The sequence below is a fragment of the Pseudidiomarina aestuarii genome, assembly GCF_048263735.1.
Classification (GTDB): domain Bacteria; phylum Pseudomonadota; class Gammaproteobacteria; order Enterobacterales; family Alteromonadaceae; genus Pseudidiomarina; species Pseudidiomarina aestuarii_B.
This window is the reverse complement of sequence record NZ_JBLXDX010000009.1, coordinates 1-15,442: the sequence shown is the minus strand read 5'-3', so window position 1 is coordinate 15,442 and position 15,442 is coordinate 1. Positions and strand designations below refer to the sequence as shown.

Annotated in this window: 23 protein-coding genes; 17 read left to right on the top strand and 6 right to left on the bottom strand. The window is 47.8% G+C overall.

Annotation, left to right across the window (positions count from 1 at the left end; translation table 11 throughout):
• Positions 1 to 10: 10 nt before the first annotated feature.
• The 5 genes from ACN0S4_RS12580 to ACN0S4_RS12560 are packed head-to-tail and all read right to left on the bottom strand — an operon-like array spanning position 11 to position 5,408.
• Entirely contained in the window at positions 11 to 280 is a 270-nt protein-coding gene (locus ACN0S4_RS12580) for a K+/H+ antiporter subunit F (protein ID WP_417658002.1), read from the bottom strand.
• Positions 274 to 762 carry a Na+/H+ antiporter subunit E gene (locus tag ACN0S4_RS12575; RefSeq protein WP_417658001.1) on the bottom strand — a complete coding sequence of 163 codons (489 nt, stop codon included), beginning with the start codon at positions 760 to 762 and terminating at the stop codon, positions 274 to 276. Before ACN0S4_RS12575 ends, ACN0S4_RS12580 begins: the two co-directional genes overlap by 7 nt.
• Positions 755 to 2,275 carry a monovalent cation/H+ antiporter subunit D gene (locus ACN0S4_RS12570; RefSeq protein ID WP_417658000.1) on the bottom strand — a complete coding sequence of 507 codons (1,521 nt, stop codon included), beginning with the start codon at positions 2,273 to 2,275 and terminating at the stop codon, positions 755 to 757. The genes ACN0S4_RS12575 and ACN0S4_RS12570 overlap by 8 nt, the downstream gene beginning before the upstream one ends.
• Positions 2,275 to 2,619 (bottom strand): Na+/H+ antiporter subunit C, encoded by a 345-nt coding sequence (locus ACN0S4_RS12565; RefSeq protein WP_169931726.1) that lies wholly within the window; start codon positions 2,617 to 2,619, stop codon positions 2,275 to 2,277. Before ACN0S4_RS12565 ends, ACN0S4_RS12570 begins: the two co-directional genes overlap by 1 nt.
• Positions 2,619 to 5,408 carry a monovalent cation/H+ antiporter subunit A gene (locus ACN0S4_RS12560; protein WP_417657999.1) on the bottom strand — a complete coding sequence of 930 codons (2,790 nt, stop codon included), beginning with the start codon at positions 5,406 to 5,408 and terminating at the stop codon, positions 2,619 to 2,621. Before ACN0S4_RS12560 ends, ACN0S4_RS12565 begins: the two co-directional genes overlap by 1 nt.
• A 397-nt stretch (positions 5,409 to 5,805) precedes the next feature.
• On the opposite strand from ACN0S4_RS12560, the gene rplN reads away from it, so the two are divergent.
• The 17 genes from rplN (at position 5,806) to rplQ (ending at position 14,315) form a co-directional block, all read left to right on the top strand.
• A complete protein-coding gene (gene rplN / locus ACN0S4_RS12555; protein ID WP_169931728.1) occupies positions 5,806 to 6,174 on the top strand; it encodes a 50S ribosomal protein L14 in 369 nt (122 codons plus the stop codon).
• A 10-nt stretch (positions 6,175 to 6,184) separates the two neighbouring features.
• Complete coding sequence (rplX, locus tag ACN0S4_RS12550) at positions 6,185 to 6,499, top strand: 50S ribosomal protein L24 (RefSeq protein ID WP_169931729.1); 315 nt, start codon at positions 6,185 to 6,187, stop codon at positions 6,497 to 6,499.
• 20 nt (positions 6,500 to 6,519) lie between these two features.
• Positions 6,520 to 7,059, top strand: coding sequence for a 50S ribosomal protein L5 (rplE, locus tag ACN0S4_RS12545; protein WP_169931730.1), 540 nt, complete (start codon positions 6,520 to 6,522; stop codon positions 7,057 to 7,059).
• 11 nt (positions 7,060 to 7,070) lie between these two features.
• The gene (rpsN, locus tag ACN0S4_RS12540; protein ID WP_417657998.1) at positions 7,071 to 7,376 is read left to right on the top strand and encodes a 30S ribosomal protein S14; all 306 of its coding nucleotides are present in this window, start codon (positions 7,071 to 7,073) and stop codon (positions 7,374 to 7,376) included.
• 26 nt (positions 7,377 to 7,402) lie between these two features.
• A complete protein-coding gene (rpsH, locus tag ACN0S4_RS12535; protein ID WP_169931732.1) occupies positions 7,403 to 7,795 on the top strand; it encodes a 30S ribosomal protein S8 in 393 nt (130 codons plus the stop codon).
• Positions 7,796 to 7,809: 14 nt separating this feature from the next.
• The gene (gene rplF / locus ACN0S4_RS12530; protein ID WP_169931733.1) at positions 7,810 to 8,343 is read left to right on the top strand and encodes a 50S ribosomal protein L6; all 534 of its coding nucleotides are present in this window, start codon (positions 7,810 to 7,812) and stop codon (positions 8,341 to 8,343) included.
• Positions 8,344 to 8,352: 9 nt separating this feature from the next.
• Positions 8,353 to 8,706, top strand: coding sequence for a 50S ribosomal protein L18 (gene rplR, locus ACN0S4_RS12525; RefSeq protein ID WP_417657997.1), 354 nt, complete (start codon positions 8,353 to 8,355; stop codon positions 8,704 to 8,706).
• A 9-nt stretch (positions 8,707 to 8,715) separates the two neighbouring features.
• A complete protein-coding gene (gene rpsE / locus ACN0S4_RS12520) occupies positions 8,716 to 9,222 on the top strand; it encodes a 30S ribosomal protein S5 (protein ID WP_169931735.1) in 507 nt (168 codons plus the stop codon).
• Between the two features lie 6 nt (positions 9,223 to 9,228).
• Positions 9,229 to 9,411 (top strand): 50S ribosomal protein L30, encoded by a 183-nt coding sequence (gene rpmD / locus ACN0S4_RS12515; protein ID WP_169931736.1) that lies wholly within the window; start codon positions 9,229 to 9,231, stop codon positions 9,409 to 9,411.
• 3 nt (positions 9,412 to 9,414) lie between these two features.
• A complete protein-coding gene (gene rplO / locus ACN0S4_RS12510; RefSeq protein WP_417657996.1) occupies positions 9,415 to 9,849 on the top strand; it encodes a 50S ribosomal protein L15 in 435 nt (144 codons plus the stop codon).
• 5 nt (positions 9,850 to 9,854) lie between these two features.
• Positions 9,855 to 11,183: a preprotein translocase subunit SecY gene (secY, locus tag ACN0S4_RS12505; RefSeq protein WP_169931738.1), complete on the top strand. Its 1,329-nt coding sequence runs from the start codon at positions 9,855 to 9,857 to the stop codon at positions 11,181 to 11,183.
• Between the two features lie 25 nt (positions 11,184 to 11,208).
• The gene (gene rpmJ / locus ACN0S4_RS12500) at positions 11,209 to 11,322 is read left to right on the top strand and encodes a 50S ribosomal protein L36 (protein ID WP_055439830.1); all 114 of its coding nucleotides are present in this window, start codon (positions 11,209 to 11,211) and stop codon (positions 11,320 to 11,322) included.
• A gap of 130 nt (positions 11,323 to 11,452) precedes the next feature.
• The gene (gene rpsM / locus ACN0S4_RS12495) at positions 11,453 to 11,809 is read left to right on the top strand and encodes a 30S ribosomal protein S13 (protein ID WP_169931739.1); all 357 of its coding nucleotides are present in this window, start codon (positions 11,453 to 11,455) and stop codon (positions 11,807 to 11,809) included.
• Positions 11,810 to 11,820: 11 nt separating this feature from the next.
• Positions 11,821 to 12,210: a 30S ribosomal protein S11 gene (gene rpsK / locus ACN0S4_RS12490; protein WP_026861007.1), complete on the top strand. Its 390-nt coding sequence runs from the start codon at positions 11,821 to 11,823 to the stop codon at positions 12,208 to 12,210.
• A 30-nt stretch (positions 12,211 to 12,240) separates the two neighbouring features.
• The gene (rpsD, locus tag ACN0S4_RS12485; RefSeq protein ID WP_169931740.1) at positions 12,241 to 12,861 is read left to right on the top strand and encodes a 30S ribosomal protein S4; all 621 of its coding nucleotides are present in this window, start codon (positions 12,241 to 12,243) and stop codon (positions 12,859 to 12,861) included.
• Positions 12,862 to 12,885: 24 nt separating this feature from the next.
• Complete coding sequence (locus ACN0S4_RS12480) at positions 12,886 to 13,875, top strand: DNA-directed RNA polymerase subunit alpha (RefSeq protein ID WP_417657995.1); 990 nt, start codon at positions 12,886 to 12,888, stop codon at positions 13,873 to 13,875.
• 38 nt (positions 13,876 to 13,913) lie between these two features.
• Positions 13,914 to 14,315, top strand: a complete 402-nt coding sequence (gene rplQ, locus ACN0S4_RS12475) for a 50S ribosomal protein L17 (RefSeq protein WP_169931742.1) — start codon at positions 13,914 to 13,916, stop codon at positions 14,313 to 14,315.
• A 68-nt stretch (positions 14,316 to 14,383) separates the two neighbouring features.
• Here rplQ and ACN0S4_RS12470 read toward each other — a convergent pair whose 3' ends face one another.
• Complete coding sequence (locus tag ACN0S4_RS12470; RefSeq protein WP_417657994.1) at positions 14,384 to 15,196, bottom strand: hypothetical protein; 813 nt, start codon at positions 15,194 to 15,196, stop codon at positions 14,384 to 14,386.
• Between the last annotated feature and the right edge of the window lie 246 nt (positions 15,197 to 15,442).

Here is a 15,442-nt window from a genome sequence, read left to right as displayed (position 1 = left end):
GACAGTCTCCTTATTCGATGATGTCGCCGCGCAACAAGAATTTCGTTGCGGCAATGGTGCCAATAAATCCGAGCATGGCGATAAGCACAGCCGCCTCAAAATAGGCAGTCGAGTTATGCCAGATGCCGAGTAAAATCAGCAACGCCAACGAATTAATATAAATGGTATCGAGCGCCAAGATGCGATCAGCCGCATCGGGTCCAAGAAACAGTCGATAGATGTTCATCAGCAATGCTAACGAGAACATCACAAAGGCAAATGGCACAGCAAAAGCTAACATTGGAATATCTCCTTCAATCGACGCTCATAGCGTTGTTTGATATCCGCAATGAGGGCATCAACATCTTCCACGTTCAACGCATGGATCAGCAAGGTGTTGCCATCCCGACTGAGTTCCGCAGAGACCGTACCCGGTGTCAGTGTTATCGTACAGGCTAATATGGTAATCGGAACCTGATTAGTTAAATCAAGCGGATACTCAATCAGAGCTGGCTTAATTTTCTTGCGCGGTAACAGAATAATTTTCGCAATGTCGATGTTGGAAACTACAATGTCGACCAGCAGCACAAGGAAATAAACAACAGCCGTACCCGGACGATGGATTGTGAGCGGGAAGTCGCGCGCACGGAACGTGTACAACGGAATTGCTGTGGCGAGGATAGCCCCCAGAACAACGAGTCCAAACGATACACTGTTTTGCAGCAGTAACCAGACGATTAGCAGAAATAGACTTAACCATGGAGCCGGTAGAATTCTACTCATGACTACCTCCGGGTTGTCCTAACACAGCATCAATATAGTAGCTTGGGTTCATCAGGTCATAAGCAATTTGCTCGGTCAACTCGGCTAGCGGTTGCGCGAACAAGGTAAGCGCAATACTGCAGCCCACCAAAAACACGATGGCGCTTAGTTGCGTCCAAGGGTGTTTCACCTCACCTGGTTTGCCTTCAAGCACATGCCAGAACATACGACTACCCGCCCGTGACAGGGCAATCATGACCAAGAAGGTAGTACCCAACACGATGGGCCACAGCAATGCGACCTGTGCACCAGTTCGTGCTGCCTCTAGTATAAAGAGCTTACCGATAAAGCCCGATAAAGGTGGCATTCCAATTACAGCGATAGCGGCTGCAAAGAACAAGATACCAAGCGTGCTATGTTGCGCAAGTTGTCGACCTTTGACGATACGCGTGGCGGTTTTTCCGCGTTGCTCCGCAATAATATCGGCTAATAAGAATAGACAGCCGGTAATAAAGGTTGAATGTAATAAATAGTACATCACGGCACTAATAGCGCGTTCAGTATTCATGCTAAAGGTTGTGAGCATAGTTCCCACCGACATGACCACTAGGTATGCAATCAACAAACGCAAGTCGCGGCTACCGAGAACTCCAATACCACCCGCAGCCAGAGTCAACAGACCCAGCCACCACAGCCAATCATAGCCCAACAATGCTACAGCACCGCCATCTTCACCAAACACAATAGTGAATACCCGCAAAATGGCATAGACGCCTACTTTCGTCATGATGGCGAAGAGTGCGGCAACCGATCCCGTGGTGTTGGCATAGGCTTGCGGTAGCCAGAAATAGAGTGGTAACAGTGCGGCTTTTAAACCGAACACAATCAGCAACAGCATGCCGCCAGCACGCATTATGAAGGCATCGTCACCGGTCAGTAGAGCAACCTTTTGAGCTAGGTCCGCAATATTCAATGTGCCTGCTGTACCGTAAATTACGCCAAGACTGATAAGAAATAGAGCAGAGCCAGTCAAATTTAAGATAACGTAATGAAGAGTGGCGCGAAGCTTTAACTTTCCACCGCCATGCATTAATAGGGCATAGCTGGAGATCAACAATACTTCAAAAAAGACAAACAGGTTAAAGAGATCACCAGTAAGGAACGCGCCAATAATTCCAAGAAGCTGAAATTGGTACAGTGACTGGAAATGTGACCCGAGGTTATCCTCACCATGACTTGCAAAAATAAGTACTGGCAGAGCTAAAACCGCAGTCAGTAATACCATAGTTGCAGCTAAGCGGTCAGCCACCAACACAATACCAAACGGTGCTTGCCAACTGCCAAGAGCATAAACACTCGGTGCCTCAAAAGTTGAGAGGAGCATTGCAATGGCAACGACAATCAACAACACACACGACGTTAAGCCAATGATGCGGCGAGCGCGTTGTGGTTGCTCACCCCAAGGTAATAGCTGCAGCAACGCTGCAAACAATAAAATAACGATGGGCAAAATAATCAAATGTTGAGACAGCATTAACGTTGCCCCTCATTTTCTTCATAGTTTGGATCGTTCACTTCATCTGAGCCTAACTCACCGCGCACACGCACCGCTAAGATAATCGAGTAAGCAGTCATGGCAAACCCAATCACGATGGCCGTCAGCACGAGTGCTTGCGGCAGCGGGTCAGTAGGGTTCGAGCTGGCACCAATAATCGGAACCTCATTAATGACCAAGCGGCCCGTCGAAAAGAGGAACAAGTTCACCGCGTAAGACAGCATGGTGATGCCAATGACAATGGGGAACGAACGTCCTCTGAGAATCAGGAACACGCTACTGGCAGTCAGCATACCCACGGTAATTGCATAGAGTAATTCCATTAGTATCCCTCCTGTCTTGGTCTATGGCGCGTTGTCATTTGGCCAAAATTCGCCAGTATCATTAAGGTGGCTCCAACAACGGTGAGGTAAACACCTAAGTCAAATAAAATGGCGGTCGCAACTTCAAACTTACCAACCAACGGCCAATCCAAGTAGGTGAACGAAGAAGTCAAGAAATTGGCACCGAAGAACCAGCTTCCGATTCCAGTAAATAGCGCAATCATGACGCCAACGGCAGTGAGTGATTGATAGTTGTAATCAAACCGTTCTTTCAGCCATTCCACACCATTAGAGATGTACTGCAGAATCATTGCGGCTGCGGTGATGAGTCCAGCAATAAAGCCGCCGCCTGGTAAATTGTGACCGCGCAGGAAGATATAGGCCGACACCATCAGTGCAAGTGGCAGCAACGCTTGCGATACCACTTGAACCAATAGTGGGTGCTTGATGGTGTGCCAAGCGCGCCCATCCACATCACTGGAGGGCATAAATGGTCTCAGGTTATTCAATAATTTGTGAATTCCAGCTGCGGCGATTGCCAAGACCGTGATTTCACCCAAGGTATCAAAACCACGGAAGTCGACCAGAATGACATTCACCACGTTGGTGCCACCGCCACCCGGTTTGGAGTTCAGTAAAAAGAACTCTGAGATACTCGTGAATTCGCGCGTTAATAGCGCATAATTTAGCGTCCCGACTATCCCGCCAATCAAGCCTGCCAGCAAAATGTCACGTGCAACCCGGCGACCACTGGATGCTCTTGGAATGCGTTGCGGCATAAAAAACAGCGCGAGTATCATCAAAATGATACTGACTACTTCAACAACCAACTGCGTCATCGCCAGATCGGGTGCTGAAAAGTGAATAAATGCCATAGAAACCATCAAGCCAACCACTGAGAGCATCATCAATGAGGTCAGTCGTTGCCGGTGCAAAATAGCAGTTCCCAACGAGGCAAGTATCAATACAACGGCACCGACAACGCTTACCATATCGATTGGGAGTAACTCACGATTACCTTGTAACGCTTCTATTTGTGCCAGTTCAGGGATGACAAAAATAAGTACCAGTACCAACACTGCAGCAATATAACGTTGTAGGGATCCTGTTTCGATTTTCTGCATCGTTTCATCAGACCAGGCAGTAATCCTACTCACAATTGCGGCAAAGATTTCTTTGGCATCGCCATGGTCAAATTTTCGATTAAAGGTGAACAATTCATTGCGACTGAGGTAGATGATTACACCACCCGCTACTGCGAGAGCGCTCATCAATAATGGAATATTAAAACCGTGCCAGAGGTAGATGGAGAAAGGCTGAACGACGCCCGCTACCACATTGATTGCTGGAGTTAGCAATGACTCTGTGAAGAACATTGGGGCTAGACCCACAGCAATACAAAGCGTCGCTAACAAAATGACCGGCGCGCGCATGCCCAACGGCGCTTCGTGTGGTGTCCGCGGCAAATCTTTGCTCGGTGCACCAAAGAATACATCTTGGACAAACCGAATCGAGTAAGCGACGGATAGCATGGCACCGACGGTTGCTAATACCGGTACTAACCAGGACAACCCACCAAATAAGTCCTGCTCATAAGCTTCCGCAAAAAACATTTCCTTGGATAAGAAGCCATTCAAGAACGGGAGTCCAGCCATCGCTGCTGAGGCAATCAAAGCCAGTATCATGGTATAGGGCATCGCCTTGCGTAAGCCGCTGAGCTTGCGTATGTCACGGCTCCCTGTTTCGTGGTCAACAATGCCGGCAACCATAAATAAACCGGCTTTGAAGGTCGCATGATTTAGAATATGGAATAACGCAGCAAGTTGTGCGCCATGCGTACCGATGCCAAGCAGCATCGTAATTAGACCTAGATGACTGATGGTAGAGAATGCCAACAGCCCTTTTAAATCGGTTTTAAGCAGCGCGAAATAGGCACCGAAGAGCATGGTTGCTAAGCCGGTCAGGGTCACCAAGACAAACCACTCATTGGTTCCACCGAGCACCGGAGAAAAGCGGGCGAGGAGGAAAATACCTGCTTTCACCATGGTTGCCGAGTGCAAGTAAGCACTCACAGGCGTTGGTGCAGACATGGCATGTGGAAGCCAGAATTGGAATGGGAATTGGGCTGACTTGGTAAAGGCACCGAGTAACACTAACAGGAGTGCTGGAATATATAATGCGTGTTCTCGAATCGTATCTGCAGCTGCAAACACCGCGTCAATTTCGTAGCTACCCGCAATATTACCGATTAATAGCAAGCCAGCTAATAACGCGAGTCCACCCGCTCCAGTAACCGCCAATGCCATGCGTGCACCGCGTCTAGCTTCGCTCTTATGGAACCAATAACCAATGAGCAAAAACGAAGAAATACTGGTTAATTCCCAAAACAGCCACATGAGAATCATGTTGTTGGCTGTGACGATACCCAGCATCGAGCCCATGAACAGTAATAGACAGGCATAAAAGCGGCCGGCATCATCTTTTGCGCTCAAATAATAATGGGCGTAGAAAATAATGAGTAAACCGATCCCGCTGATCAGAGTAACGAATAGTAACGACAGTCCGTCTAAGCGGAATGATAAATTGAGACCAAGGTCGGGCAACCATGCATAGGTTGATAGTGGTACTTCACCCGCCAAGGTTTGTGGCAGCAACGTCAGCATTAAAATGAAGCTGACTGCCGCAATCGCAAAGGTGATGCCGGTAAGCACCAGCCGACTGTGCTGTCGCATCAGTAAAGGTAATATCGCTCCAGCGAATGGCAAAAGCACGAGCGTTGCAAGTGTCATGAGAACCCTTTTTGTGATTCAAAAACGATGTTCGATGGACTGATATCTCTCGTTAAGTACGATGGAATTTACCATTTTGCTCAAGTGCTTGCCAACTTATTCGACGTGGTCGAGCGGCGCTTGAACGCAGATTAAATCTATCGCTGACTTATAAATAAGTGGCGTTTTTAGGTCTATTTCGGGTATACTTGTCGCTCGTTTTTAAAGTCGGTATCAATTACCGCGAACGTCCTCAGAAAACAATCGAAATAATCTGCTCTCGCACTACCATCTGAATTTTTTATCTGTTACAATTCGCCGCCCTTTTTATAAGGGGAAGTCTCTTATTCTCTTTTTTCTGAGTTGAGAGAAACTCGACCCGAGAGGGTCTGTTTTATTACTTAAGCGGAGCACTGCAATGATCCAAATGCAAACTACACTGGACGTGGCCGATAACTCGGGCGCTCGCAGCGTACAATGTATTAAGGTTCTGGGTGGCTCGCACCGCCGGTACGCAAACATTGGCGATATCATCAAAGTTTCTATTAAAGAAGCGATTCCTCGCGGCAAAGTGAAGAAAGGTGATGTTGTTAATGCGGTGGTCGTTCGCACCAGAAAAGGCGTCCGTCGTCAAGACGGGTCAGTCATCCGTTTTGACCGCAACGCGGCTGTCTTGTTAAACAACAATATGCAGCCGATTGGCACGCGTATCTTTGGCCCAGTGACTCGTGAATTGCGTTCAGAGCAATTCATGAAGATTGTCTCACTGGCACCAGAAGTACTGTAAGGAGTCAGACATGGCGGCAAAAATTAAACGTGATGACGAAGTAGTAGTCCTGGCGGGTAAAGACAAAGGTAAGCGCGGTAAAGTGCTGAAAGTCGATACCACGAAGAACCGAGTGTTCGTTGAAGGCGTGAACATCGTTAAGAAGCACCAAAAGCCAAATCCGGCTTTAGGCGTTGCTGGCGGTGTGATTGAGCAAGAAGCTTCAATCGACGTTTCTAACGTTGCGGTTTATAACCCAGAGACTGGTAAAGCAGATCGTGTTGGTTTTCGAATTGAAGATGGCAAGAAAGTTCGCTTCTTCAAATCAAACGACGCAATCATTTAATTTAAATTTGGAGTTTTACGATGGCGAAACTGCATGATTTTTACAAAGAATCAGTAGTTCCTGAACTTGTTAAACAGTTCGGCTACAACAGCGTCATGCAAGTCCCTCGGATTGAAAAAATCACACTCAATATGGGTGTGGGTGAAGCTCTGGCAGACAAAAAGATTCTCGACAACGCGGCAGCAGACCTGGAAGCAATTTCTGGTCAGCGTCCAATCCGCACAGTTGCTCGTAAATCTGTCGCTGGCTTCAAAATCCGTGAAGGCTACCCGATTGGCTGTAAGGTGACTCTGCGTGGCGAACGTATGTGGGACTTTTTGCAACGCTTAATTGTGATTGCAATTCCACGTATTCGCGACTTCCGTGGTTTGAATCCGAAATCTTTCGACGGACGTGGAAATTACAGTATGGGTGTGCGTGAGCAAATCATTTTCCCCGAAATCGACTTTGATAAAGTCGACAAGGTGCGTGGTTTGGATATCACTATCACTACTACTGCAGGCACTGATGACGAAGCTCGCGCTTTGCTCGCTGCCTTCAACTTCCCGTTCAAGAAGTAAGGTGTAGAGTTATGGCAAAAGAGTCAATGAAAATGCGTGAAGTCAAGCGTTCAAAGCTTGTCGAAAAATACGCAGAGAAACGCATCGCATTAAAAGCTGTGATCAGCGATCCGAAAACTTCGGATGAGGAGCGTTGGGAAGCAGTGCTTAAATTGCAAAGCCTTCCGCGTGATTCAAGCCCTAGCCGTCAGCGTAACCGCTGTCGCGTAACGGGCCGCCCACACGGTTTCTTACGGAAATTCGGCATGAGCCGTATTAAAGTCCGTGAGAAAGCGATGCGCGGTGAAATTCCTGGCTTGAAAAAAGCTAGCTGGTAAGCCACGAGTCACGGGAGAAAGCAAATATGAGCATGCAAGATCCAATTGCGGATATGTTCACTCGCATCCGCAACGCTCAGGGTGCTAACAAAGTTGCCGTGCGCATGCCTGCTTCTAAACAGAAAGTGGCTATTGCCCAAGTTCTGAAAGAAGAAGGTTATATCGCGGATTTCAGTGTTTCAGGTGATGTGAAAGCAGAACTTGAAGTGACATTGAAATACTTTGAAGGTAGCCCTGTTATCGAATCAATTGAGCGCGTTAGTCGCCCAGGTTTACGTATCTATAAGAAACGTAATGAACTACCTAAAGTAATGGGTGGTTTGGGTGTCGCCGTAGTCTCAACTTCCAAGGGTCTGATGACCGACCGTGCCGCTCGTAAAGCGGGTTTAGGCGGCGAAGTTATCGGCTACGTTGCGTAACGAGGAGTTAGGAAATGTCACGTGTTGCTAAAGCACCTATTGCCATTCCTGCTGGCGTTGAAGTTACGCTGAACGGTCAGGAAGTCACAATTAAAGGTGCCAAAGGCTCATTGAGCCGTGTAGTTAATGACGCTGTAGAACTTGTGCAAGAAGACAAAGTTTTACGTACCGTTGCTCGTGAAGGCGTTGCGAATGCAACTGCTCAAGCGGGTACCGCACGCGCGTTACTGCAAAATATGGTGGTTGGTGTTGCGCAAGGGTATGAGCGCAAGTTGCAATTGGTTGGTGTCGGTTACCGGGCAAATACTGCCGGTTCAAAACTGAACCTGACCTTGGGCTTCTCTCACCCTGTTGAGTTCGATATTCCGCAAGGAATCACTATCGAAGTCCCAACACAAACTGAAGTTGTCGTTAAAGGTGTTGACAAGCAATTAGTCGGCCAAGTTGCCGCTAATATTCGTGCTTACCGTAAGCCTGAGCCTTATAAAGGCAAAGGTGTACGTTATGCCGATGAGCAAGTGCGCCGTAAAGAAGCCAAGAAAAAGTAAGGTAAAACGATGGACAAGAAATCAGCTCGCTTACGCCGCGCCACTCGCGCTCGTAAGAAAATGCAAGAGTTGGGTGCTAACCGCCTGGTCGTTCACCGTACACCACGGCACATTTACGCTCAGCTAATTGCACCGAACGGTTCTGAAGTATTGGCAGCAGCTTCAACTGCAGAAAAGTCAATTCGTGAGCAAGTCAAAGTGACTGGCAACATCGATGCGGCAAAAGCGGTTGGAAAACTGATTGCAGAACGGGCGATGGAAAAAGGCGTGAAAAGCGTCGCTTTCGATCGCAGTGGTTTCCGTTATCACGGTCGTGTGGCAGCTTTGGCTGACGCAGCTCGTGAAGCCGGACTTCAGTTCTAGGAGACGAACATGGCAAATGCAAATGTAGAAGCTCAACAAAGTGACCTGCAAGAAAAGCTGATCACAGTAAACCGTGTAGCGAAGGTTGTTAAAGGTGGTCGCATCTTTAGCTTCACTGCACTGACTGTGGTTGGTGATGGTCAGGGTAAAGTGGGTTTCGGTTATGGTAAAGCACGCGAAGTTCCAGCTGCTATTCAAAAAGCAATGGAAAAAGCGCGTCGCAACATGGTAACCGTGCAGCTGAAAGGCGACACCCTACAGCATCCTGTTAAAGGCCGTCATTCAGGTTCACAGGTATTTATGCAGCCAGCTTCTGAAGGTACAGGTATCATCGCCGGTGGTGCGATGCGTGCAGTACTTGAAGTCGCAGGTGTACACAACGTGCTGTCAAAAGCATATGGTTCAACCAATCCAATCAACGTTGTTCGTGCCACTATTAAGGCACTTAATGACATGAAATCGCCAGAGCAAGTAGCGGCGAAGCGTGGATTGCGCGTTGACGAGATTTTGGGGTAGTGAACAATGGCGAATAAGACAATCAAAGTTACACAAACGCGTAGCTCAATCGGTCGCTTGCCGAAACACAAAGCTACCCTTCGTGGTCTTGGTCTACGCCGTATTAATCACACGGTAGAGCTGGAAGATACCCCAGCTGTGCGCGGTATGGTTAACCAAGTCTATTACATGGTAAAGGTGGAGGACTAAGACATGTTTCTAAATACTATCTCCCCTGCACCTGGTGCTAAAACTAGTAAAAAACGTGTGGGCCGAGGAATCGGTTCAGGATTGGGTAAAACAGCTGGTCGTGGCCATAAAGGTCAAACTTCGCGTTCTGGTGGTACTGTTAAGCCAGGATTTGAAGGCGGTCAAATGCCAATTCAGCGTCGCTTGCCTAAGTTTGGTTTTACTTCACGCAAGGCTATGACCACTGCTGAAGTTAACCTAGCTGAGATTGCAAAGCTTGCTGGTGACACCGTAACGTTAGCTGCATTGAAAGATGCAGGCTTGGTTCGTAAAGACGTGTTGAACGTAAAAGTCATCAAGTCTGGCGAAATTAAGCGTGCCGTTACTGTGCAAGGCATCAAGGTCACTAAAGGCGCCAAAGAAGCTATTGAAGCTGCTGGCGGCAAAATCGAAGGATAGGGCAAATGGCTAAACCAGGATTGGAATCTAACAGAGCTCAAGGCGGCACCTCGGAACTAAGACGTCGACTGCTGTTTGTACTCGGCGCGTTAATCGTGTTCCGTGCGGGCTCCTTTGTGCCGATTCCTGGTATAGATGCCGCTGTATTGGCGCAATTGTTTGATCAGCAGAAAGACACTATCGTTGCCATGTTTAACATGTTCAGCGGTGGTGCTCTGGAACGCGCATCAATTTTTGCACTGGGAATTATGCCGTACATTTCCGCCTCAATCATTATGCAGCTAGCGTCGGTGGTTCACCCACGCTTAGCTGAGTTAAAGAAAGAAGGCGAGTCTGGACGACGTAAGATCAGTCAATACACGCGTTGGGGTACATTGATACTCGCAACGTTCCAATCCATTGGTATCGCGACTGGCTTACCAAATATGATGCCGGGCTTGGTCATTGACCCAGGTCCAGCGTTCTATTTCACAGCTATCGTAAGTTTGGTCACCGGCACCATGTTCTTAATGTGGTTAGGTGAGCAAATTACCGAACGTGGTATTGGTAACGGTATCTCTATTCTTATATTCACCGGTATTGTAGCGGGCCTCCCGTCTGCCATTGGGCAGACAGCAGAGCAAGCTCGTCAAGGTGATTTACATTTGTTGGTGTTGTTATTGATTGGCGTTATTGTCATCGCGGTAACAGCGTTTGTTGTGTTCGTAGAACGCGGCCAACGTCGTATTGTGGTGAACTATGCAAAACGTCAGCAGGGCCGTAAGGTCTTCGCTGCGCAAAGCACTCACTTGCCATTGAAAGTTAATATGGCTGGTGTTATTCCGCCAATCTTTGCATCGAGCATTATTTTGTTCCCAGGCACTATCGCAACTTGGTTCGGCCAAGGTGAGGGTATGGTAGCAAACTTCCTACAAGAGCTGTCGTTGACGTTGTCACCGGGTCAGCCTTTGTATGTCATGCTGTATGCAGCCGCGATCATCTTCTTCTGTTTCTTCTATACCGCGTTGGTATTCAATCCACGCGAGACTGCGGATAACTTGAAGAAGTCAGGTGCGTTCATTCCGGGTATTCGCCCAGGTGAGCAAACCTCGCGTTACATCGATAAAGTAATGACCCGTTTGACGCTTGCAGGCGCCTTATACATTACTTTAGTCTGTCTGGTTCCTGAGTTCATGATGATTATTTGGAACGTGCAATTCTACTTCGGTGGAACGTCACTCCTGATTATCGTTGTGGTCATCATGGACTTTATGGCACAGGTCCAAACCCATCTGATGTCTCATCAGTATGATTCGGTCCTGAAGAAAGCTAATCTCAAGGGCTTCGGCCGTTAAGATTGGATAATTACGGAGTGTAGCAATGAAAGTTCGTGCTTCCGTGAAGAAAATCTGCCGTAACTGCAAAGTGATCAAGCGCAACGGTGTTGTGCGCGTCATTTGTAGTGATCCAAAGCATAAGCAACGGCAAGGTTAATTCGAAGAAGAAGACCGCGGCCAAGAATTAGTTTTGGCTGCGGCTTTTGATATGTTTGCAATCTGGCGACCGGTTGAGTATCCTAACGGGCTTTTCAACTGGTCACCCATTAATTATAGGAGACGTGTTAGTGGCCCGTATCGCTGGCATTAACGTTCCTGACAACAAGCATGCAGTCATTGCCTTGACTGCGATCTACGGAATCGGCCGTACTCGCTCTAAGCACATCTTAGAAGCAGTCGGTATCGCCGAGGACACAAAGATCGGCTCATTGTCAGAAGAAAAACTGGACTTGCTTCGTGAAGCAGTAGGTAAATTTGCTGTTGAAGGTGATCTTCGTCGCGAAGTTTCAATGAATATCAAACGTCTGATGGATCTCGGTTGTTTCCGTGGTCTCCGTCATCGTCGTGGCTTGCCTCTACGTGGACAGCGCACTAAAACTAATGCGCGCACCCGTAAAGGTCCGCGTAAACCAATCAAGAAGTAGGGAGTTGAGAAATGGCTAAGCAACCAACTCGTACTCGTAAGCGCGTTAAAAAGCAAGTCGCTGACGGCATGGCTCATATCCATGCATCTTTTAATAACACCATTGTGACTATCACCGATCGTCAGGGTAATGCCCTGTCATGGGCGACAGCAGGTGGGTCTGGTTTCCGTGGTTCACGTAAATCAACCCCGTTCGCAGCACAGGTTGCAGCAGAGCGCGCTGGTGAAATGGCAAAGGAATACGGTTTGAAAAACCTTGAAGTGTTCGTAAAGGGCCCAGGTCCTGGTCGCGAGTCATCGATTCGTGCACTGAACGCGGTAGGTTATCGCATCACGAACATTACCGATGTGACACCGATTCCTCACAACGGATGTCGTCCGCCTAAGAAACGTCGCGTTTAATAGGCGCCATACGATAGTTGGAGAAAGATCATGGCAAGATATTTGGGTCCTAAACTCAAACTGAGTCGTCGCGAAGGAACAGATTTGTTCCTGAAAAGCGGCGTCCGCGCAATCGATACGAAATGTAAACTCGAAAGCGCACCTGGTCAGCATGGCGCCCGTCGTGGCCGTCTGTCTGATTACGGTTTACAGTTACGTGAAAAGCAAAAAGTTCGTCGTATGTACGGCATCTTGGAGCGTCAATTCCGTAACTACTATAAAGAAGCTGCTCGTATAAAAGGCAACACCGGTGAAAACCTGTTGCAACTGCTTGAGTCGCGCTTGGACAACGTGGTGTACCGTATGGGCTTCGCGTCTACTCGTGCGGAAGCGCGTCAGCTGGTGAGCCATAAAGGTGTTGTTGTTAACGGTACTGTTGTTAACATCCCATCGTTCAAGGTTCGTCCAGAAGATGTCGTGTCTGTTCGCGAAAAAGCGAAAAAGCAAGCACGTATCGCAGCTGCATTGGAACTCGCAGACCAGCGTGAAAAACCAGTGTGGTTGGAAGTAGACAACAGCAAATTGGAAGGTCAGTTCAAACGTCTTCCAGAGCGTTCAGATTTGTCTGCGGAAATTAACGAACAGTTGATCGTAGAGCTTTACTCTAAGTAAAGCTTAAGCATAAGAGAGGACACAATGCAGGGTTCTGTTACCGAATTCCTAAAACCGAGGTTAGTCGACATTGAACAAATCAGCCCGACTCACGCAAAGGTGACGTTGGAGCCTCTTGAGCGTGGCTTTGGTCACACGCTGGGCAATGCGCTACGTCGTATTTTGCTATCGTCGATGCCAGGTTGTGCAGTGACGGAAGTCGAAATTACTGGCGTACAGCATGAGTACAGCAGTAAAGAGGGTGTTCAGGAAGATATCATCGAAATTCTGTTGAACCTGAAAGGTTTAGCAGTGCGCATGGAAGGCAAAGATGCATCTGTTCTGACCTTGAAGAAATCTGGAGCGGGCCCTGTCTTGGCTGGCGACATCATTCATGACGGTGATGTTGAAATCGTTAATCCTGATCACATGATCTGTACCTTAACAGGTGACACGGAAATCGAAATGTCGATTCGTGTAGAACGTGGTCGCGGTTACGTACCAGCCTCGGCGCGTCAGTCCGCTGACGATGAAGAGCGTCCAATCGGTCGATTATTGGTCGATGCTTCTTTCAGCCCAGTTGAGCGAATTGCTTACAGCGTAGATTCTGCGCGTGTTGAGCAACGTACTGACTTGGATAAGCTGATTATTGACATGGAAACGAATGGCACTTTAGATCCTGAAGAAGCTATTCGCCGCGCAGCAACTATTTTGGCTGAACAGCTAGAAGCGTTTGTTGAATTACGCGACATGAGCGAGCCAGAAGCAAAAGAAGAGAAGCCGGAGTTCGATCCGATCCTTCTGCGTCCAGTAGACGATTTGGAATTAACTGTGCGTTCTGCAAACTGTTTGAAAGCAGAAGCTATTCAGTACATTGGTGACTTAGTGCAGCGTACCGAAGTGGAGTTATTGAAGACTCCTAACTTGGGTAAAAAATCGCTCACCGAAATCAAGGACGTTTTGGCGTCTCGTGGCTTGTCATTAGGCATGCGTCTCGAGAACTGGCCACCGTCAAGCTTGGTTGATCGGGACTAAGTTATCTTTTACAGAGAATTACTGAGAAGGGTATAGGTATGCGCCATCGTAAGAGTGGTCGTCAACTCAACCGTAACAGCAGTCACCGTAAAGCGATGTTCAGCAACATGGCTAGCTCGTTGGTTCGTCACGAAGTGATCAAAACCACATTGCCAAAAGCAAAAGAGCTGCGCCGTGTAATCGAGCCGCTCATCACTTTAGCGAAGCAAGATAGCGTAGCAAATCGTCGTTTGGCGTTTGCTCGTACACGTGACCAAGAAGTGGTTGGTAAATTGTTCAGCACCTTAGGTCCACGTTATCAAGAACGTGCTGGTGGTTACACTCGTATTTTGAAGTGTGGCTTCCGTGCGGGTGATAACGCGCCTATGGCATACGTTGAATTAGTTGACCGTCCAGAAGTTGAAGCTACTGAAGCTGAAGAAGTAACAGTAGAAGAATAAGTTCTCGTTCGCGAGAATGAAAAAGGCCGGCTATTAGCCGGCCTTTTTTTGTGCGCGTAGAGTAGCTGTTAGTTGCTAGCTGGTTCTACAGAATTCAGTTCACTTAATTGAATGCCATAGTTATCGGCAATAATTTGCAATTGGTCGTTACCTACGCCAGCCCGGCGCGCACCGCGCAGAACCTGCATTGCACGTTCTCGTTGGTGAATTTGTTCAGCGCTGCGAGAGGTATCAGTCACGTCATCTGTGCCAGCAAAACCTATCAAATCCATTAATGATGTCGCTAAGTAGTTACCAAATGCGGGAACTGCTTCCAATGTAGCGGCAACGATAGACTCTAATTTACCCGGTTGTTGATCGCTAGCTGAGCGCATGATGCTGTCGGCCATCTGAGGCTCTATCTGCACGGCAACCCGTACGATATCTTCGAGTTCCTCTGGATGACTCTTGCCAGCGGTCGATACGATATCGTCGGCATAACTTGGCTCGGCTTCTACAGCAATTTTCACTATCTCGGCTGGATCAGCCATATCCATATTCAATGCCATTGTCATAATGTCACGAGTAAAGCCTGGCTCTGCGTGAATCGCAGCTCGGATGATATGTCTATAAAGATGAGGTTCGCGTTCAAAAGCGGCGTAAAGAATAGGTTCAACATGTTGTGGGTAGTTACTGAGGAGAACTCTGACACTGCGTGTCGATGAAAAATTTCGCTTAGCGTAATAACCGAGCATCCGATCATAGGTCTTCGCTAACCTTATAATCTCAGCGCTCGGTTGATAGAGCTCAGGATCTGTCGGTTCGACTAGCGTTTGCTGTGCAGCCAGACTAACGGGGCTGATCAACAAGCTAAGAATGATAGCTCGGGATAGTAACTTCATCGGCCTACCTTTTATTTGTCTTTATTTTCGTTCTAAGTGACTAAGAAATGTACATTAACAACGTTTATAGACAATGGGTAGATAAAGATCGTTCAATTCGCACAAAAAATAGGCAAACGATCGCTTTCATCGCAAAAAGATCTTGCGCTGAAAGTGAGAGGCTCTATAATTCGCGGCCGTTGTGGTTGAGACCTGATTTCAATTACAGCGGTTGCAAGGTTCACGACGAGAAAAAGTTAGTGAAAA

Coding starts and splice junctions, on each gene's coding strand:
- ACN0S4_RS12580 (WP_417658002.1), bottom strand. CDS start 280: ATGTTAGCTTTTGCTGTGCCATTTGCCTTTGTGATGTTCTCGTTAGCA.
- ACN0S4_RS12575 (WP_417658001.1), bottom strand. CDS start 762: ATGAGTAGAATTCTACCGGCTCCATGGTTAAGTCTATTTCTGCTAATC.
- ACN0S4_RS12570 (WP_417658000.1), bottom strand. CDS start 2,275: ATGCTGTCTCAACATTTGATTATTTTGCCCATCGTTATTTTATTGTTT.
- ACN0S4_RS12565 (WP_169931726.1), bottom strand. CDS start 2,619: ATGGAATTACTCTATGCAATTACCGTGGGTATGCTGACTGCCAGTAGC.
- ACN0S4_RS12560 (WP_417657999.1), bottom strand. CDS start 5,408: ATGACACTTGCAACGCTCGTGCTTTTGCCATTCGCTGGAGCGATATTA.
- rplN (WP_169931728.1), top strand. CDS start 5,806: ATGATCCAAATGCAAACTACACTGGACGTGGCCGATAACTCGGGCGCT.
- rplX (WP_169931729.1), top strand. CDS start 6,185: ATGGCGGCAAAAATTAAACGTGATGACGAAGTAGTAGTCCTGGCGGGT.
- rplE (WP_169931730.1), top strand. CDS start 6,520: ATGGCGAAACTGCATGATTTTTACAAAGAATCAGTAGTTCCTGAACTT.
- rpsN (WP_417657998.1), top strand. CDS start 7,071: ATGGCAAAAGAGTCAATGAAAATGCGTGAAGTCAAGCGTTCAAAGCTT.
- rpsH (WP_169931732.1), top strand. CDS start 7,403: ATGAGCATGCAAGATCCAATTGCGGATATGTTCACTCGCATCCGCAAC.
- rplF (WP_169931733.1), top strand. CDS start 7,810: ATGTCACGTGTTGCTAAAGCACCTATTGCCATTCCTGCTGGCGTTGAA.
- rplR (WP_417657997.1), top strand. CDS start 8,353: ATGGACAAGAAATCAGCTCGCTTACGCCGCGCCACTCGCGCTCGTAAG.
- rpsE (WP_169931735.1), top strand. CDS start 8,716: ATGGCAAATGCAAATGTAGAAGCTCAACAAAGTGACCTGCAAGAAAAG.
- rpmD (WP_169931736.1), top strand. CDS start 9,229: ATGGCGAATAAGACAATCAAAGTTACACAAACGCGTAGCTCAATCGGT.
- rplO (WP_417657996.1), top strand. CDS start 9,415: ATGTTTCTAAATACTATCTCCCCTGCACCTGGTGCTAAAACTAGTAAA.
- secY (WP_169931738.1), top strand. CDS start 9,855: ATGGCTAAACCAGGATTGGAATCTAACAGAGCTCAAGGCGGCACCTCG.
- rpmJ (WP_055439830.1), top strand. CDS start 11,209: ATGAAAGTTCGTGCTTCCGTGAAGAAAATCTGCCGTAACTGCAAAGTG.
- rpsK (WP_026861007.1), top strand. CDS start 11,821: ATGGCTAAGCAACCAACTCGTACTCGTAAGCGCGTTAAAAAGCAAGTC.
- rpsD (WP_169931740.1), top strand. CDS start 12,241: ATGGCAAGATATTTGGGTCCTAAACTCAAACTGAGTCGTCGCGAAGGA.
- ACN0S4_RS12480 (WP_417657995.1), top strand. CDS start 12,886: ATGCAGGGTTCTGTTACCGAATTCCTAAAACCGAGGTTAGTCGACATT.
- rplQ (WP_169931742.1), top strand. CDS start 13,914: ATGCGCCATCGTAAGAGTGGTCGTCAACTCAACCGTAACAGCAGTCAC.
- ACN0S4_RS12470 (WP_417657994.1), bottom strand. CDS start 15,196: ATGAAGTTACTATCCCGAGCTATCATTCTTAGCTTGTTGATCAGCCCC.